We start from the raw sequence: 14509 nt of genomic DNA, 5'->3' as shown, positions 1-14509 counted from the left end.
TCAGGCTTGCTGCACGCGACGCAACATGCCCGCTGTCGAACGCGGCCACCCGACACGGCCGAACCAGGCACCGCCCGCAATGGCCGATGCGATCACAACGCCGTAGGCAACCATCGCCACGCCCTGCATCGCGAACACCTGCACGAGATCGCCGCCCCACCGCAGCGCAAGCCAGCCGCCGACTGCGGCAACAGCCAGACGCACCAGGTTGCCCATCACGGGCCACAGCAGGCGCCCGGCCCCCTGCGAAGCGAAGTACAGCACCAGGCCGACGCCGAAGAAGCCATACATCGGCCCGGCCGCCTGCAGGTATTGCGTGCCGGTGTCGAGCATGCCGGGGTCGCTGCCGAACAGCTGCAGCCATGGGCGCGGGAACAGCGCCGCAGCGAGCCCGATGGTCTCGGTCAATGCAAACGCCAATGCCGCGCCGGCCCACGCAGCGCGCATCGCACGCTCGCGCTGGCCCGCACCCATGCAGGTGCCCACCATTGCAAGCAGCGGCGCGCCCAGGCCGAAGACCAGCGGCACCAGCAGGTATTCGAGGCGCGATGCCGTGCCATAGCCCGCAATGGCGCTCGCGCCGAAATGGCCGGCGAGCGCCGTCGCGATACCGATGGCGAGGTTGGTCGACAGCGTGGAGATCGAGCCGAGCAGCCCGACGCGCAGGATGTCCCGGAACAGCGCCCAGCGCAGCCGGATGCCGGTGAGCTTCAGCTTGAGCAGGCTGCGGCTCGAACGCAGGTACACGACCAGCGCGATCGTTCCCAGCAGGTAGTACAGCAGCAGCGCAATCGCGCCACCCGCGATGCCCATGCCCGGAATCGGACCCCACCCGAAGATCAACAGCGGCGATGCCGGCACCAGGAAGACGACGCCGGCGACCATCACGTTCGCAGGGACCGCCATATTGCCTGTGCCCCGTATCACGGCGGCCAGCGAGTTGAACAGCCACACCAGGATGGCGCCGACGAACACCCAGTCGGAGTAAATCAGCGCAGCCTCGAGTGCGGCGCCCGAGCCCCCCATCAGCGTGTAGAGCCAGCGTCCGCCCAGCAGCAAGGCCAGCGAGAACACGACGCCAAATCCCAGCGCGATGACGATGGCATGCAGCACCAGGGCATCCGCGTCGGCACGCCGGCCACCGCCGAGCGCACGCGCAATGGCCGATGCAATGCCGCCGCCCATCGCGCCCGCGGAGGTCATCTGCATCAGCATCACGATCGGAAACACCAGCGCCATGCCCGCCAGCGCATCGAGTCCCAGCTTGCCGACGAAGTAGGTTTCGATCAGGCCCGTCGCCGCTTGCGCCACCATCACGAGGATGTTCGGCGCGGCAAGCCGCAGCAGCGTGGGCACGATCGGCGCCTCCAGCAACAGCCGCGTGCGCGGATCGATGTTGCCGGCCTCGCGCGGTGTTGCGTCAGGGGTCGCAGTCCTTTGCATGGTGCGCCCTTCCTCAAGCGCGCGCCGCGGCCGGCACGACTGGATTGGCCAGCTTGGGCGGCGTTGCCGGACGGCGGATCATCAGCACCAGCACCGCGGCCACCAGGCAAGCCGCCCCGGCAACGTAGAGCGCCGGGCTGTAGGTGAGCAGCAGCGTGCGCGAGAAGCCCGCGCCATAGGCCGCGACGGCGGCGCCGAGTTGATGCGCGGCAAACACCCAGCCGAACACCAGCCCCACCTTCTGCGGGCCGAACGTGGCGCCAGCAAGCTTGACGGTCGGCGGCACGGTCGCGATCCAGTCCAGGCCATAGAACATCGCGAACAGGCCGAGGCCATAGATCGAGAATTCCGAATGCGGCAACCAGAACAGCGACAACCCGCGCAAGCCGTAGTACCAGAAGAGCAGCTTGCGGTTGTCATAGCGGTCCGAGAGCCAGCCCGACAGGATCGTGCCGACGAAGTCGAACGCGCCCATCATCGCGAGCACCGATGCCGCCGGAACCGCGCCCAGGCCGTTGTCTCCGCACAGCGAGATGAAGTGCGTCTGCACCAGACCATTGGTGCTCAGGCCGCAGATGAAGAAGGTGCCGGCCAGGATCAGGAAGGTCTTGTCGCCGATGACCTCGCGCAGCACCGCGAACGGCGTGGCAAAGGTCATGGACATCGGCGCGGCGGCCGGGGCAGCACCTTGCGGACCGGGCTTCTCGCCGAATGGCAAGAGGCCCACATCGGACGGCCGGTTGCGCATGAAGCACAGCGCCAGCACCGCGATGAGCACGCAGCCGATGAAGATCGGCACGATGGCGGAACGCCAGCCCCAATGCTCGATCATCCAGGCCGCCAACGGCAGGAACGCTAGCTGTCCGGTCGCCGCGCTGGCGGTGAGCATGCCCACCACCAGCCCGCGACGCGCGACGAACCAGCGATTCGCGACCACCGCGCCCAGCACCAGCGCCGTCATGCCGGTGCCAAGGCCGAGCATCAGGCTCCACAGCACGAAAAGTTGCCACAGCTGGCTGGCCACCGTGACCACCGCCATGCCAAGGCCCACCAGCGTGAGAGCGACGCCGATCACGGCGCGCAGGCCGAAGCGCTCCATCAACACGGCGGCGAACGGCCCCATCAGGCCGAACAACGCAAAGCGAAGCGCCAGCGCCGACGAAATCTGCTCCGTGCTCCAGCCGAATTCCGCGGTGAGCGGTTTCAGCATCGCGCCCGGCAGGCCGAGCGCGGCCGACATGGTCAGCATGGTCAGGAAAGTGATGCCGGCGACGACCCACCCATAGTGGATGCCGCGACGCTGGAGCCAGGCGGAGAGTTGAGTGGCAAACATGGGAACCCTGTCGGATCTTGAAAAAGAGGAGAGGAAGCCGCGCCGCTCAGGCGGCGGCTTCGGCAGGCTCGTCGGCGCCGAGCAGGGCCAACGATTCGTCGATGAGTCGATGCAGCGCCATCACGCGCTCCACGCCGAGGATCTTGTTGAGGCCAAGCTGCGCCTCGCGCCAGTGCACCTGCGCCTCCTTGCGCTTCTCGATGCCTGCCTCGGTCACGGCGATCAGGTGGCTGCGCGCATCGGCGCCCTCGCCCTGCACCAGCCAGCCGGCCGCTACCAGCGGCTTGAGGTTGCGTGTGAGCGTCGACGCATCGACGTTCATTGCCCGCGCCAGATCCACCGGCCGCAGCGGGCCAAGGCGGATCACGTGCGAAAGCAGCGAGTACTGCGAGGTCTTCAACCCGCTCGCCGCGACGTGCGCATCGTAGTGGCGCGAGACCACCCGGCCAAGCTGGCGAAGCTTGAAATTTGTACATCCGCGGGGTGTGGCAATTGCGTTCATGCATTTATTGTAGCTACAATCATTGCATATGCAACTGTTAAGGAAAAACCATGTCGCAGGACAGCCCTCTTGAACGTTGGCTCGCCGAAGAGCGCGAAATCACCGCTCACCTGGACGCCGGCCCCGGCCCCGGCCTTGCAAGCCCGGCCCAGATCGAAGGCAAGACCGGACTGGAAGTCATGCAGATGATGCTGGCCGGCGAAATTCCCTACGCCGCCATCGCCAAGACGCTCGACTTCACGGTGGTGGAGGTACGCCCCGGCGTCGCGATCTTCCAGGGCCAGCCACTGCCCCGGCACCTGAACCCGCTCGGCACCATCCACGGCGGCTGGGTCGCGACCATGCTCGATTCAGCGCTGGGCTGTTCGATCCACACCATGATGCCGCCCGGCCGCGGCTACACCACCGCCGAGCTCGGCGTGAACTACGTGAAAGGCCTCACGCCCAAGGTGGCGCGCGTGCGCGCCGAAGGCAAGGTCATCCACTGCGGCAAGCAACTCGCCACCGCGGAAGCCCGCCTGTTCGGCCCCGATGGCACGCTGTATGCGCATGCAACGACGACCTGCCTCGTCTTCGAGCTCCCCAAGCGGTAGATGAAACACCCCCGATGCGCCTGCGGCGCTTCCCCCTCAAGGGTCCTCAAGGGGGCGCACCCGGCGGCCCGGCAAAGCCGGTTCCGCGGGTGCCCACGAACAGACCAGGACGAGCCCTTCCCCGAAGCGCCTGCGGCGCTTCCCCCTCAAGGGGGCGATACCAGCAGCCCGGCAAAGCCGGTTCCGCGGTATCCCTGGCATTTGGCGGCGCCGGTTTCGTGGGTCGAGGGTCACGCGGTTGCGTGTCTCGAGGGGGCGCACCCGGCGGCCCGGCAGAGCCGGTTCCGAGGGGGAAATGGAACACCCCCGATGCGCCTGCGGCGCCTCCCCCTCAAGTGGGCGCACCCGGCGGCCCGGCAAAGCCGGTTCCGCGGGTGCCCACGAACAGACTTCGCATTACCCGTCCTGGCTTCATGCGTCGCGGGCCACGCGATAGCGTGGCGGAAAACGATATGAGAGGGGCTGGTCCGCGCCGTGGGCGCGAGTCAAAATGCCGCGATGAGACTACTCCACACGATGCTGCGCGTTGGCAATCTCCAGCGCTCGATTGACTTCTACACGCAGGTGCTCGGCATGCAATTGCTGCGCACCTCCGAGAACCCCGAGTACAAGTACAGCCTCGCGTTCGTGGGCTATGAGGGCAATCCGGCACAGGCCGAGATCGAGCTGACCTACAACTGGGGCACCGAGAGCTACGACCTCGGCACCGCGTACGGCCACATCGCACTCGGCGTGCCCGATGCCCATGCGGCCTGCGAAAAGATCAAGGCCAATGGCGGCAACGTCACGCGCGAGGCCGGTCCGGTCAAGGGCGGCACTACGGTGATCGCGTTCGTGACGGACCCTGACGGCTACAAGATTGAATTGATCCAGCGTCCCGAAAACGCGGCCGGCGGCGGGCTGCGCTGAGTAGCCTTCGCTATCTGTCCAGAGCATGGCACGGCACGTCGCGTTGCTACGGGGTGTCAACGTCAATGGCATCACGATCCATGGCGCGGACCTGAAGAAGGTATTTGTCGAACTCGGGTTCGGCGAAGTGCGAACGGTACTGGCCAGCGGCAATGTGCTGTTCGACGCCACCGCCCTCGCGGCAACTCTCAAGAAGCGCATCGAAGCCGCACTGCGCGAGCGTTTCGGCTACGACGCCTGGATCGTGCTCGAAACGCAGGCCCGACTCGCGAAGGTTGCCGAGGCCTGGCCCTTCGAACGCATCGACGACGAGCGCCACCCTTACGTCGTCTTCAGTTCCGAACCCAAGGTGCTCGACGAGTTGATCGCGCAGGCCGGCACGATCGACCCCGCCGTCGAACGCCTGCAGGCCGGGAAGGGCGTGCTGTACTGGCAATGCCCACGCGGCAGCAGCACCGACACACCGGTGGCCAAGCTCCTGGCCAAACCCCGCTACAAGGCCAGCATCACCACGCGCAATCTGCGCACGGTCGAAAAACTCATCGCCGATTGATTTCGCGCGGCAAACATCCGGCACCGCATCCTTTTGCGACGCCCATTCGTCTTGTCGGTGTGTCTCCCAACATCAACCCGAAGGACCTGTCATGAAACACATGGTGAGCTACAAACTCAAGCCCGATTGCGTCGAGGAAAACGAGCGCCTGGCCAAGGCCGTCTACGAAGCGCTCGAGCAGGCTCGGCCACAGGGGCTACGCTACGCGACGTTCAAGCTGGAGGACGGCGTAAGCTTCATTCACATGGTCGCGCACAGCGAGGCCGACGGCAGCAACGCGCTGACCTCGCTGCCCGCCTTCAAGGCGTTTTCCGCGGGCGTCAAGGAGCGCTGCGAAGTACCGCCGCACCGCGTGCAACTGACAGAGATCGGATCCTATGGATTCTTCGGCGAATGAGGTGAGGCCACCGGACGACATCATCGGCGTTCTGGAGCAGGGCCGCAGGCAGTTTCTCGCGCTGGTCGCGCACATTCGCCCCGACCTGCACCGCTACTGCACGCGCATGACCGGCTCCGTCACTGACGGCGAGGATGTCGTCCAGGAAACGCTGGGCCGCGCCCTCTTCGAACTCTCGCAATTCAAGGAATTGCCGCCACTGCGCCCCTGGCTTTTTCGCATCGCGCACAACAAGGCCATCGACCATCTGCGGCATGAAAAATACCGTCGCAGCGAGCCAATCGAAGCCGCGAGCGATGTCGCCGACGACACGGCGCGCGAACCCGACAACATGCTCGCGCGCAGCCAGGCGATGCGCGCGGCCATCTCGTGCTTCCTGGAACTCGCGCCGGCCCAGCGCGCCTGCGTGATCCTGAAGGATGTGCTGGACCATTCGACCGATGAAATCGCTCTCGAACTGAATCTGAGCGTGCCGGCCGTCAAGGCGGCGCTGCATCGCGGGCGCGCCACGTTGCTGCATGCGAGCAAGGCGCCATCTCCTGCTCCTCCCGGCCGTGCCGTTTCGCCCGCACTCCTGCGCTACGCCTCGCTGTTCAACGCCCACGACTGGGACGGCGTTCGCGCCATGCTGGCCGATGACGTGCGGCTCGACCTGGTGTCGCAACGCAAGGCCGCCGGCCGGCGCGAAGTCGGCATGTATTTCAGCAACTACGACCGCACCGCCGGCTGGCATTTGACGCCCGCATGGCTCGACGGCCGCGAGGTGCTGGCCGTGCGCCTGCAGGCGCAGCCGGGCCAGCCGCGCTACTTCATCGAACTCGGTTGGGCGCAAGAGCGTGTCGCCTCGATCCGCGACTTCCGCTACGTGCCCTACATCGCGCAGGAAGACCTGATCGAGCCTGTGGACTGAAGAAGACGCCGCGCCTCAACAGCCCAGCAAATCCGCCAGTCCGTTGATGTCCCGCGCATGCAGCGTGTTGTCTGGGCGCGGCGACACGTCCTTGGGCCGCTTCCGGCCGAACTCGAGCGGGCGTTCGATGTAGCCGGTTTGGAGGCCGCAACTGCGCGCGGCTTCCAGGTCGTCGTGGTGGGCCGCAGCCAGCAGCACTTCCGACGGGCCCAGGTCGAATACGCCAGCCACGCCGAGGTAGGTGCGTGGGTCCGGCTTGTAGGCCTTGAATACCTCTGCCGACAGCACGCAGTCCCATGGCAGGCCGGCGCGCTTGGCCATCTCGGTCAGCAGGCCGATATTGCCGTTCGAGAGCGTGCAGATCGTGAACTTGCGCTTGAGCCGCGTGAGTCCCTCGACCGCATCGGGCCAGGCGGGCAGACGATGCCAGGCGCGGTTCAGATCCCGCTTCTGCGTCTTGTCGAGGCGATCGACCTTGAATTCGAGCAGCACGTCTTCGAGGATGGCCAGGTGCAGTTCGTCGACGAGCGTGAAACCGCCCTCGCCCGCCGCCAGCCGTTCCATCACGCCGCGCATCGCCGGCTGGTAGCCCGCCCGCCACGCCATCGCGAAAGCGTCGGCATCGACCTCGGGCAGCACCTGCTTCACCTCGGCCTCGATGCCGCCGTGCCAATCGACCACCGTGCCGAATACGTCGAATGCGATGACCTTCAGCAAACTCTGGTCGAAACCCTCGCTCATCGTTTCAGTTGGCTGGCTTCGCGCGCCAGCGTCTCGATGCGGCCCCAGTCGCCCTTGGCGATGGCGTCGGTCGGGACGATCCATGAACCGCCGACGCAGGCCACGTTCGACAGTGCCAGAAAGTCCGGCGCATTGGCCAGGCTGATGCCGCCAGTGGGACAGAAGGTCACGTCGCCGAACGGGCCCTGCCACGCCTTCAGCATCGGCAGGCCGCCGGCCTGCATGGCGGGGAAGAACTTGAGTTGCGTGTAGCCATCTTCCTGCGCCGACATGATCTCGCTGCCCGTGGCCACGCCGGGCAACAGCGGCAGGCCGATGTCGTGGCAAGCCTTGCCGACGGAGCGCGTGTAGCCGGGGCTCACGCCGAACTTCGCACCCGCCAGCGCCGAGGCCTGCGCGTCGGCTGCGCTGCGGATGGTGCCGGCGCCGGCGACGGCATCGGGCACTTCCTTGGCGATGGCCTCGATGCATTGCAGCGCCTGCGGCGTGCGCAGCGTGACCTCGAGCATGCGGATGCCGCCGGCCACGAGCGCGCGCGCCAGCGGAACGGCATGGGCCACGTCGTACAGCACGATCACCGGAATCACCGGGGCGTCGCGCATCACTTCGAGCGCCGTCAATCTCGTATCTTCTTTTACAGCCATGTACAGGCTCCTTCTTCTGCGGTCAGCGCGTTGCGGCGCATGCCGGCGAACAGTTCGCGGCCAAGGCCACGGCCGTCGGCGGCGCGTTGGGAATCGGGTTGAACGGCATTCTCGCGCGCCGCCCATTCGTCATCGGGCAGCAGCACGGCCAGCGTGCCGACCACGGCGTCGAGACGGATCAAGTCACCGTCGCGCACCTTGGCCAGCGGGCCGCCAGCGGCCGCTTCGGGCGACAGATGAATGGCGGCGGGAACCTTGCCCGACGCGCCGCTCATGCGCCCGTCGGTGACCAGCGCCACACGGAAGCCCTTGCCCTGCAGCACCGACAACGGCGGCGTGAGCTTGTGCAGCTCGGGCATGCCGTTGGCCTGCGGGCCCTGCCAGCGCACCACGCAGACCACGTCACGATCAAGTTCGCCGGCGGTAAAGGCCTTCTGCAGCGCGAACTGCGAATCGAACACGCGGGCCGGCGCCTCGATCACGTGGCGGTCATCGGGCACCGACGACACCTTGATCACGCTGCGACCCAGGTTCCCGCTCAGCAGCTTGAGGCCGCCCGTCGCGCTGAATGGCTTGTCGACCGGGCGCGTGATGGCTTCATCGGCCAACGGCGCGGCCGCGTTCCAGCGCAACGTGGCATCGCCGGCATCCGCCAGTTGGGGAATGCCGGCGAACTCGCGAATGCCGCCGGCACGCACAGTGAGCACATCGGCATGCATCAGGCCGGACTCGACCAGTTCGCCGATCACGAAGCCGGGGCCGCCCGCGGACTGGAACTCGTTGACGTCGGCGGTGCCGTTGGGATACACGCGGGCCAGCAGCGGCACCACGTCGGAGAGCTTGGAGAAGTCGTCCCAGTCGATGACGATGCCCGCGGCGCGCGCCACGGCCACCCAGTGAATCAAGTGGTTGGTCGATCCGCCCGTGGCCAGCAGCGCCGCCATCGCGTTGACGATGGCCCGCTCGTCGACCATCACGCCGATCGGCGGGCAGTCGAAAGCCTTGTCCGCAGCACGCCCGAGCACGGTACGCACAGCCTCGCGCGTCAGCGCCTCGCGCATCGAATCGCCGGGCTGGATGAACGCGCTGCCCGGCACGTGCAGCCCCATCGCCTCCAGCAACATCTGGTTGCTGTTGGCCGTGCCGTAGAAGGTGCAGGTGCCTTGCCCGTGATAAGCCGCCATCTCGGCTTCGAGCAAGCCCTTGCGCCCGACGAGTCCCTGCGCAGCCTGCTCTCGCACTTTCGACTTGGCGGTGTTCGACATGCCTGACGGCATCGGCCCGGCCGGCACGAACACCGTCGGCAAATGGCCGAAGTGCAGCGAGCCGATCAACAGGCCCGGCACGATCTTGTCGCAAACGCCGAGCAGCAGCGCCGCGTCGAACATGTCGTGCGTCAGGGCGACGGCCGTGCTCATCGCGATCAAATCGCGGCTGAACAGGCTGAGTTCCATCCCGGGCGTGCCCTGGGTAACGCCGTCGCACATCGCGGGCACGCCGCCCGCCACTTGCGCGGTGGCGCCGAGCTTGCGCGCCTCGTTCTTGATGATGTCGGGGTAGCCCTGGTACGGCGCGTGGGCCGAGAGCATGTCGTTGTAGGCGGTGACGACGCCAATGTTCGGCGCCCGTTCGCTCACCACCTTGAATTTGTCGTTGGCCGGTATGCCGGCCACGGCATGCGCCACGTTGGCGCATCCCATGCGATCGGAGCCCCGGTCGCGGTCACGAATTTCGGCCAGCTGTTGCAGGTAGGCACTGCGCATCGGCTGGCTGCGCACGCGAATCCGCTCGGTGACCTCTAGAACTGTGGGGTGTGTGGTCATGGCCAATCATCGTACCAAAGCAAAAAGAAAAAGCCCGGCGCTGCCGGGCTTTCCGTCGATACGATTTTGCGCCTGACTGCCGATTCAGTCGACCAGCTTGACTTCGACGCGGCGGGCCTGGGCGTTGCTGCCGGTGCCTTCCGAAACGGCAGGCTTCTTCAGTTCGAGCTTCTCGGCCGGGACATTGAGTCCGGTCAACACGTCACGCACCATTTCGGCACGCTTCCTGGCGAGTTGCTCGTTGATGGCGGGGTCGCCGGTGGTGTCGTGGAAGCCTGAGATTACGGCCTTCTTGCCGCCTTCGACGCCCTTGATCACCGCGGCCAGCGCTTCGGCGGCGCCCGGCGCCAGGTCGGTGCTGCCGGTCGCGAAGTAGAAGTAGACGATGCCGTTCTCGACACGGATGCTCGCGCCATCCGGAATAACGACCGCTACCGTTTCGACGACCGTGGCCACGACGGGCGCGGTGGCTGCCGCAACCGCGGGTCGGGCCTTGTGCGCCTTTCCGTTCGCATACAGCGCAATGCCGATCGCGAGGAAAAGCACGAGCGAGATAACGCCCACTGCGATGCCGAGAATGAGGTTTTGTTGACTGTCGTCGTCGCTGAGGGAAGCCATCGGGCGAACTCCGTTGTTGAGGGGCAAGTAAATAATGGTGCGGTGAACCATGATGAGCCGCAAATTGTAGGTGGGCTTGCACCCGACCCCGGACCGCCCGGGCTCGACCCCATGCCCAAGCCGCTGCGCGATCCGCAGCCCATGCTTGACCGCGTGATCGAGGAATGGGGCGGCCACCACGACCTCTGGATCTTCGGCTACGGCTCGCTGATCTGGAAACCGGAGTTCGAGCATTCCGAACGGCGACCGGCGCGGGTTCACGGCTGGCATCGCGCGCTCAAGATGTGGAGCCGCGTCAACCGCGGCACGCCGCAGAACCCCGGGCTGGTGTTCGGGTTGCTCTCGGGCGGCAGCGTGCGGGGGATGGTGTTCCGCATTCCGGCGACCGACGGGCTCGAAGCGCTCGGCCGGCTGTGGCTGCGCGAAATGCCGACCGGTGTGTACGACCCGCGCTGGCTCGACTGCGTGACCCCGGGTGGCACGGTCCGCGCGCTCGCGTTCACATTGTCGCGACGCAGCCCCAATTTCACCGGCGAACTCAGCGAGGCACGCTACCGCGAAATCTTCGCCAGCGCCGCGGGTCGCTATGGCACGTCGATCGACTATGCGCGGCAGACCTTGCTGGAATTGCGGCGCCATGCGATTCACGACGCGGCACTGGCTAGGCTCGTCAGGATGGCTGGCGTCGACCTTTACCCGAAGGGGGCGCCGCCCGATACTCGCGGAAACATCCAGGAGAAGCCATGACCGATCGATTCGCGGCCTTGACCGCCCTCGTCCTTTCCGGCGCCTTGCTTGCCGGCTGCGGCAGCATGAGCATGGGAAAGGCCGTTGCCGTCGCCAACCTTGCGCCGACGGGCGCGATCACGCCAAACCCGACCTTGGGCAAGGCGACCTTCACTGCGCTGGACCACGGCGTGCGCCTCGTGGGCGAAGTCAGTGGCCTCGCGCCCGGCAGCGAGCATGGCTTCCACATCCATGAAAAGGGCGACTGCGGCGACAACGCAATGGCCGCCGGCGGCCACTTCAATCCGACTGGCGGCACGCATGGCAAGTTCGGCGCGGCCGGCAGCCATGCCGGCGAGTTGCCCAGCCTGGTGGCCGACGCCAGCGGCGTGGCGCGCTTCAACGTCGAGGACCATTCCATCTCGCTCGCCGACGGCACTCCCAACAACGTCGTGGGCCGCGCACTGGTGGTTCACCGCGACCCGGACGACTTCAAGACCCAGCCCGCCGGCAATTCGGGCCCGCGCACGGCCTGCGCGGTGATCACGAGGCGTTGACCAGCAGCGCTTCGGCGCGCGCGAGCATTTCCAGCGTGTCGATGTCGGTGACGATGCCGACATCGTCGACCTCGATATCCGCCACCCGGCCGGCCGCGCGTTGCGCCTTGAGAACCGGTGCGGCGCCAAGGTTGCCCTCGAGCGCCATCAGCGCATCGCGGCATGCGCGCGAAAAACCGACCGGATGACCGCGCTCGCCGCGGTACGAGGGCTGCGCTGCTTGCGTCTGCCCGACCAGCATGGCCGCCACTTGCCGCAATGTCGCCGGCGTCACCAGCGGAAGGTCGCCCGGCAATATCAGCCACCCTGCCGCCTCCGCGGTGTTGCGTACCGCAGCAGCGATCGAGTCGCCCATGCCGGGATGGCCTGCGTCTTCCAGATGCCACGGCAGGCCGCTCGCCTGCACGTTGGCGAGCGTGTGCTCGAGCACGGCCTTTCCGGCCAGCAATGCCCTCAACTTGGAGCCGTTGCCGCCGGAGGCCACGAAGCGTTCTCCGCGGCCGGAGGCCAACACGATGACGGTGGGCAACTCATTCATGACGGAAGTATCCACCGACAATATCGCGATGAGCTCACCGAACGATTCCCTCGCCGCGCTGCGCAAGAGCTACGAGCGCGCCGAACTCGACGAAACCCGCAGCGCCGAAGACCCGCTGCAGCAATTCGAGCGCTGGCTCACCGAGGCCATCGACGCCAGGCTGCCCGAGCCGAATGCGATGACGCTTGCCACCGTCGGCGGCGACCTGCGGCCATCGACCCGCATCGTGCTGATCAAGGGCTACGACGCGCGCGGCATCGTCTGGTTCACCAACTACCAGAGCCGCAAGGGCCAGGAACTGGCGGGCAATCCTTTTGCGGCGCTGCAATTCCATTGGGTCGAACTGGAGCGCGTCGTCCGCATCGAAGGCCGCGTCGAAATGGTCGATGGGGCCGAAAGCGACACCTACTTCGCCAGCCGCCCGCTGGACTCGCGCATCGGCGCCTGGGCCAGCCCGCAGAGCCAGGTCATCGAAGGGCGGCAGGTGCTGGTGAAGAACGCGGCGGTCGCCGCTGCCAAATATCTTCTCTCGCCGCCGCGGCCGCCGCACTGGGGCGGCTATCGGCTGGTGCCGGATCGGTGGGAGTTCTGGCAGGGGCGCGCAAGCCGGCTGCATGACCGGTTGCGCTATCGCCGCGAAGACGGGAACTGGCGACGTGAACGGCTCGCGCCCTGAGTTCCTTCAAAGATAGCCGACGAGCGCCATCACGGCGGAGAGCGTCACCAGCGCCAGCACCGTCGACACCACCACGCTCGCAGTGACCAGTTCTTCCGCGACCTGGTAGCGCTGCGAAAACAGGAACACGTTGGCGCCCATCGGCAGCGCCGCGGCCACCACCATCACCGCGAGCGGCAGTCCGCGCAGGCCCAGCACCCAGCCCAGGGCGGCCGTCAGGAGCGGATGCACCACGTTCTTGAACAGGGCCTGCACCAGCGCGCCGCGCCAGTGCTGCCCCACCGGCGTCAACGCGAGCGTCACGCCGACCATCGCCAGCGCCACGGGGCTGAACGCCTGGCCCAGCAAGCGGATCGGCGTGTCGATCGCTTCGGGAAGCGTCCAGCCCGTTTGCGCGAACAGCAGCCCCGCGATGATCGGCAGCGGCACCGGATGAATGATCGCGCTGCGCAAGGCACGGCCGAGGGTGCGCAGGATGGCCGAGCGGTCTTGCCGGCCCACACCGCTGAGGGCGGCATGCTCATGCGCCACCGCGAGTTCCAGCACCACGGTCGCACTGGTCAGCAGCACCAGCGAGTGCAGCGAAATCAGCGTCAGCAGTACCACCATGCCATTCGGCCCATAGGCGAGTCCGACCAGCGCGATGCCGATCATCACGGTGTTGCTGTAGGTGTTGGCCAATGCCAGCACGGCGGCCGTCCGGTTGAAACCGCGCCAGAGCATCATCGCCGCGAAGATCAGCCCGGCCGCAAGGAAGTAGGCCGCCACCGGCCGCAGGCTCAGTTGCTCGACATGCACGGTGCTCATCGAACGAAAAAGCAGCGCCGGCGCGAGCAGCATGAAAATCAGATTGGACAAGTCCTTCACCGACTTGCCGCCGATCCAGCCGCGCTTGCCCGCCAGATACCCCGCCGCGATCAGCACAACGACCGGCAGCAGCGAGGAAATGACGGTCGCATCCACACTCAGTGCTTGAGCTTGCTCGCAAAAGTCTTCTGGAACTTCTCGACCTTGGGCCCGACCACGAAGGCGCAATAGCCCTGGTTCGGGTTGTTCTTGAAGTAGTCCTGGTGGTAGTCCTCGGCCGTCGAATAGTTGGACAGCGGCTCCACCTCGGTGACGATGGGCGAGCGGTAGGTCTTGCTTTCGGTGATCTCGCGAATGACCGACTGCGCCACCTCTCGCTGCGCGTCGGTGATGGTGTAGATGCCGCTGCGGTATTGCGTGCCGGTGTCGTTGCCCTGGCGGTTCAGCGTGGTCGGATCGTGCACCACGAAGAAGATCTCGAGGATCTCGCGCAGGGAGATCTGCGCGGTGTCGAACTCGACCTTGACCACTTCCACATGGCCGGTTCGGCCGGTGCACACCTGCTCGTAGCTCGGATTCACCACCGAGCCGTTGCAATAGCCCGACTCGACGTCGGTCACGCCCTGCACGCGGTCGAACACCGCCTCGGTGCACCAGAAGCAGCCGCCGCCCAGCACGATCGATTCAGTCGCAGAAGACATTTTTTGAGTCCTGAATGTTGCAAAAGAAGCAGGGTGGC

18 protein-coding genes are annotated in these 14509 nt (G+C 66.5%); 8 read left to right on the top strand and 10 right to left on the bottom strand.

Annotation, left to right across the window (positions count from 1 at the left end):
- The 3 genes from WKW80_RS26710 to WKW80_RS26700 are packed head-to-tail and all read right to left on the bottom strand — an operon-like array spanning position 1 to position 3278.
- Complete coding sequence (locus WKW80_RS26710; protein WP_340366603.1) at positions 1 to 1443, bottom strand: MATE family efflux transporter; 1443 nt, start codon at positions 1441 to 1443, stop codon at positions 1 to 3.
- Between the two features lie 13 nt (positions 1444 to 1456).
- Positions 1457 to 2776 (bottom strand): MFS transporter, encoded by a 1320-nt coding sequence (locus WKW80_RS26705; protein ID WP_340366602.1) that lies wholly within the window; start codon positions 2774 to 2776, stop codon positions 1457 to 1459.
- Positions 2777 to 2822: 46 nt separating this feature from the next.
- Entirely contained in the window at positions 2823 to 3278 is a 456-nt protein-coding gene (locus WKW80_RS26700; RefSeq protein WP_340366601.1) for a MarR family winged helix-turn-helix transcriptional regulator, read from the bottom strand.
- 50 nt (positions 3279 to 3328) lie between these two features.
- On the opposite strand from WKW80_RS26700, the gene WKW80_RS26695 reads away from it, so the two are divergent.
- From WKW80_RS26695 to WKW80_RS26675, 5 genes are all read left to right on the top strand, one after another.
- Complete coding sequence (locus WKW80_RS26695; RefSeq protein ID WP_340366600.1) at positions 3329 to 3871, top strand: PaaI family thioesterase; 543 nt, start codon at positions 3329 to 3331, stop codon at positions 3869 to 3871.
- Positions 3872 to 4369: 498 nt separating this feature from the next.
- The gene (gloA, locus tag WKW80_RS26690) at positions 4370 to 4780 is read left to right on the top strand and encodes a lactoylglutathione lyase (RefSeq protein ID WP_340366599.1); all 411 of its coding nucleotides are present in this window, start codon (positions 4370 to 4372) and stop codon (positions 4778 to 4780) included.
- Positions 4781 to 4805: 25 nt separating this feature from the next.
- Complete coding sequence (locus tag WKW80_RS26685; protein ID WP_340366598.1) at positions 4806 to 5333, top strand: DUF1697 domain-containing protein; 528 nt, start codon at positions 4806 to 4808, stop codon at positions 5331 to 5333.
- Between the two features lie 91 nt (positions 5334 to 5424).
- Complete coding sequence (locus tag WKW80_RS26680) at positions 5425 to 5730, top strand: hypothetical protein (protein WP_340366597.1); 306 nt, start codon at positions 5425 to 5427, stop codon at positions 5728 to 5730.
- A 1-nt stretch (position 5731) separates the two neighbouring features.
- Positions 5732 to 6640: an RNA polymerase sigma factor gene (locus WKW80_RS26675; protein WP_340366596.1), complete on the top strand. Its 909-nt coding sequence runs from the start codon at positions 5732 to 5734 to the stop codon at positions 6638 to 6640.
- Positions 6641 to 6655: 15 nt separating this feature from the next.
- On the opposite strand, the gene WKW80_RS26670 is transcribed toward WKW80_RS26675, so the two are convergent.
- From WKW80_RS26670 to WKW80_RS26655, 4 genes are all read right to left on the bottom strand, one after another.
- Positions 6656 to 7381, bottom strand: a complete 726-nt coding sequence (locus WKW80_RS26670) for a haloacid dehalogenase type II (RefSeq protein ID WP_340366595.1) — start codon at positions 7379 to 7381, stop codon at positions 6656 to 6658.
- Positions 7378 to 8025, bottom strand: coding sequence for a bifunctional 4-hydroxy-2-oxoglutarate aldolase/2-dehydro-3-deoxy-phosphogluconate aldolase (gene eda, locus WKW80_RS26665; protein ID WP_340366594.1), 648 nt, complete (start codon positions 8023 to 8025; stop codon positions 7378 to 7380). Before eda ends, WKW80_RS26670 begins: the two co-directional genes overlap by 4 nt.
- Complete coding sequence (gene edd, locus WKW80_RS26660; RefSeq protein WP_340366593.1) at positions 8016 to 9848, bottom strand: phosphogluconate dehydratase; 1833 nt, start codon at positions 9846 to 9848, stop codon at positions 8016 to 8018. The genes eda and edd overlap by 10 nt, the downstream gene beginning before the upstream one ends.
- Positions 9849 to 9932: 84 nt before the next feature.
- On the bottom strand, positions 9933 to 10466 hold the full coding sequence (locus WKW80_RS26655; RefSeq protein ID WP_340366592.1) for an OmpA family protein: 534 nt from the start codon (positions 10464 to 10466) through the stop codon (positions 9933 to 9935).
- Between the two features lie 111 nt (positions 10467 to 10577).
- Between WKW80_RS26655 and WKW80_RS26650 the strand changes: the two genes are divergently transcribed.
- Together WKW80_RS26650 and WKW80_RS26645 are read left to right on the top strand one after the other, a co-directional pair.
- The gene (locus WKW80_RS26650) at positions 10578 to 11213 is read left to right on the top strand and encodes a gamma-glutamylcyclotransferase (protein WP_340366591.1); all 636 of its coding nucleotides are present in this window, start codon (positions 10578 to 10580) and stop codon (positions 11211 to 11213) included.
- Positions 11210 to 11749, top strand: a complete 540-nt coding sequence (locus tag WKW80_RS26645; protein ID WP_340366590.1) for a superoxide dismutase family protein — start codon at positions 11210 to 11212, stop codon at positions 11747 to 11749. The genes WKW80_RS26650 and WKW80_RS26645 overlap by 4 nt, the downstream gene beginning before the upstream one ends.
- Here WKW80_RS26645 and WKW80_RS26640 read toward each other — a convergent pair.
- Positions 11736 to 12287, bottom strand: a complete 552-nt coding sequence (locus tag WKW80_RS26640; RefSeq protein WP_340366589.1) for a nucleotidyltransferase family protein — start codon at positions 12285 to 12287, stop codon at positions 11736 to 11738. The genes WKW80_RS26645 and WKW80_RS26640 overlap by 14 nt on opposite strands.
- Before the next feature lie 28 nt (positions 12288 to 12315).
- Between WKW80_RS26640 and pdxH the strand changes: the two genes are divergently transcribed.
- The gene (pdxH, locus tag WKW80_RS26635; RefSeq protein ID WP_340366588.1) at positions 12316 to 12963 is read left to right on the top strand and encodes a pyridoxamine 5'-phosphate oxidase; all 648 of its coding nucleotides are present in this window, start codon (positions 12316 to 12318) and stop codon (positions 12961 to 12963) included.
- A 6-nt stretch (positions 12964 to 12969) separates the two neighbouring features.
- Here pdxH and WKW80_RS26630 read toward each other — a convergent pair whose 3' ends face one another.
- Both WKW80_RS26630 and msrA read right to left on the bottom strand, forming a co-directional pair.
- Entirely contained in the window at positions 12970 to 13926 is a 957-nt protein-coding gene (locus tag WKW80_RS26630) for an AEC family transporter (RefSeq protein ID WP_340366587.1), read from the bottom strand.
- A gap of 2 nt (positions 13927 to 13928) precedes the next feature.
- Positions 13929 to 14471, bottom strand: a complete 543-nt coding sequence (gene msrA / locus WKW80_RS26625; RefSeq protein WP_340366586.1) for a peptide-methionine (S)-S-oxide reductase MsrA — start codon at positions 14469 to 14471, stop codon at positions 13929 to 13931.
- Positions 14472 to 14509 lie beyond the last annotated feature (38 nt).

The organism is Variovorax humicola, from assembly GCF_037889915.1.
GTDB classification, from domain to species: Bacteria; Pseudomonadota; Gammaproteobacteria; order Burkholderiales; family Burkholderiaceae_C; genus Variovorax; species Variovorax humicola.
Note: the sequence above shows the minus strand (reverse complement) of the source record. Positions and strands in the feature narration are given on the sequence as shown.

Coding starts and splice junctions, on each gene's coding strand:
- WKW80_RS26705 (WP_340366602.1), bottom strand. CDS start 2,776: ATGTTTGCCACTCAACTCTCCGCCTGGCTCCAGCGTCGCGGCATCCAC.
- eda (WP_340366594.1), bottom strand. CDS start 8,025: ATGGCTGTAAAAGAAGATACGAGATTGACGGCGCTCGAAGTGATGCGC.
- WKW80_RS26680 (WP_340366597.1), top strand. CDS start 5,425: ATGAAACACATGGTGAGCTACAAACTCAAGCCCGATTGCGTCGAGGAA.
- WKW80_RS26645 (WP_340366590.1), top strand. CDS start 11,210: ATGACCGATCGATTCGCGGCCTTGACCGCCCTCGTCCTTTCCGGCGCC.
- pdxH (WP_340366588.1), top strand. CDS start 12,316: ATGAGCTCACCGAACGATTCCCTCGCCGCGCTGCGCAAGAGCTACGAG.
- WKW80_RS26685 (WP_340366598.1), top strand. CDS start 4,806: ATGGCACGGCACGTCGCGTTGCTACGGGGTGTCAACGTCAATGGCATC.
- WKW80_RS26700 (WP_340366601.1), bottom strand. CDS start 3,278: ATGAACGCAATTGCCACACCCCGCGGATGTACAAATTTCAAGCTTCGC.
- WKW80_RS26650 (WP_340366591.1), top strand. CDS start 10,578: ATGCCCAAGCCGCTGCGCGATCCGCAGCCCATGCTTGACCGCGTGATC.
- msrA (WP_340366586.1), bottom strand. CDS start 14,471: ATGTCTTCTGCGACTGAATCGATCGTGCTGGGCGGCGGCTGCTTCTGG.
- WKW80_RS26695 (WP_340366600.1), top strand. CDS start 3,329: ATGTCGCAGGACAGCCCTCTTGAACGTTGGCTCGCCGAAGAGCGCGAA.
- edd (WP_340366593.1), bottom strand. CDS start 9,848: ATGACCACACACCCCACAGTTCTAGAGGTCACCGAGCGGATTCGCGTG.
- gloA (WP_340366599.1), top strand. CDS start 4,370: ATGAGACTACTCCACACGATGCTGCGCGTTGGCAATCTCCAGCGCTCG.
- WKW80_RS26710 (WP_340366603.1), bottom strand. CDS start 1,443: ATGCAAAGGACTGCGACCCCTGACGCAACACCGCGCGAGGCCGGCAAC.
- WKW80_RS26670 (WP_340366595.1), bottom strand. CDS start 7,381: ATGAGCGAGGGTTTCGACCAGAGTTTGCTGAAGGTCATCGCATTCGAC.
- WKW80_RS26655 (WP_340366592.1), bottom strand. CDS start 10,466: ATGGCTTCCCTCAGCGACGACGACAGTCAACAAAACCTCATTCTCGGC.
- WKW80_RS26640 (WP_340366589.1), bottom strand. CDS start 12,287: ATGAATGAGTTGCCCACCGTCATCGTGTTGGCCTCCGGCCGCGGAGAA.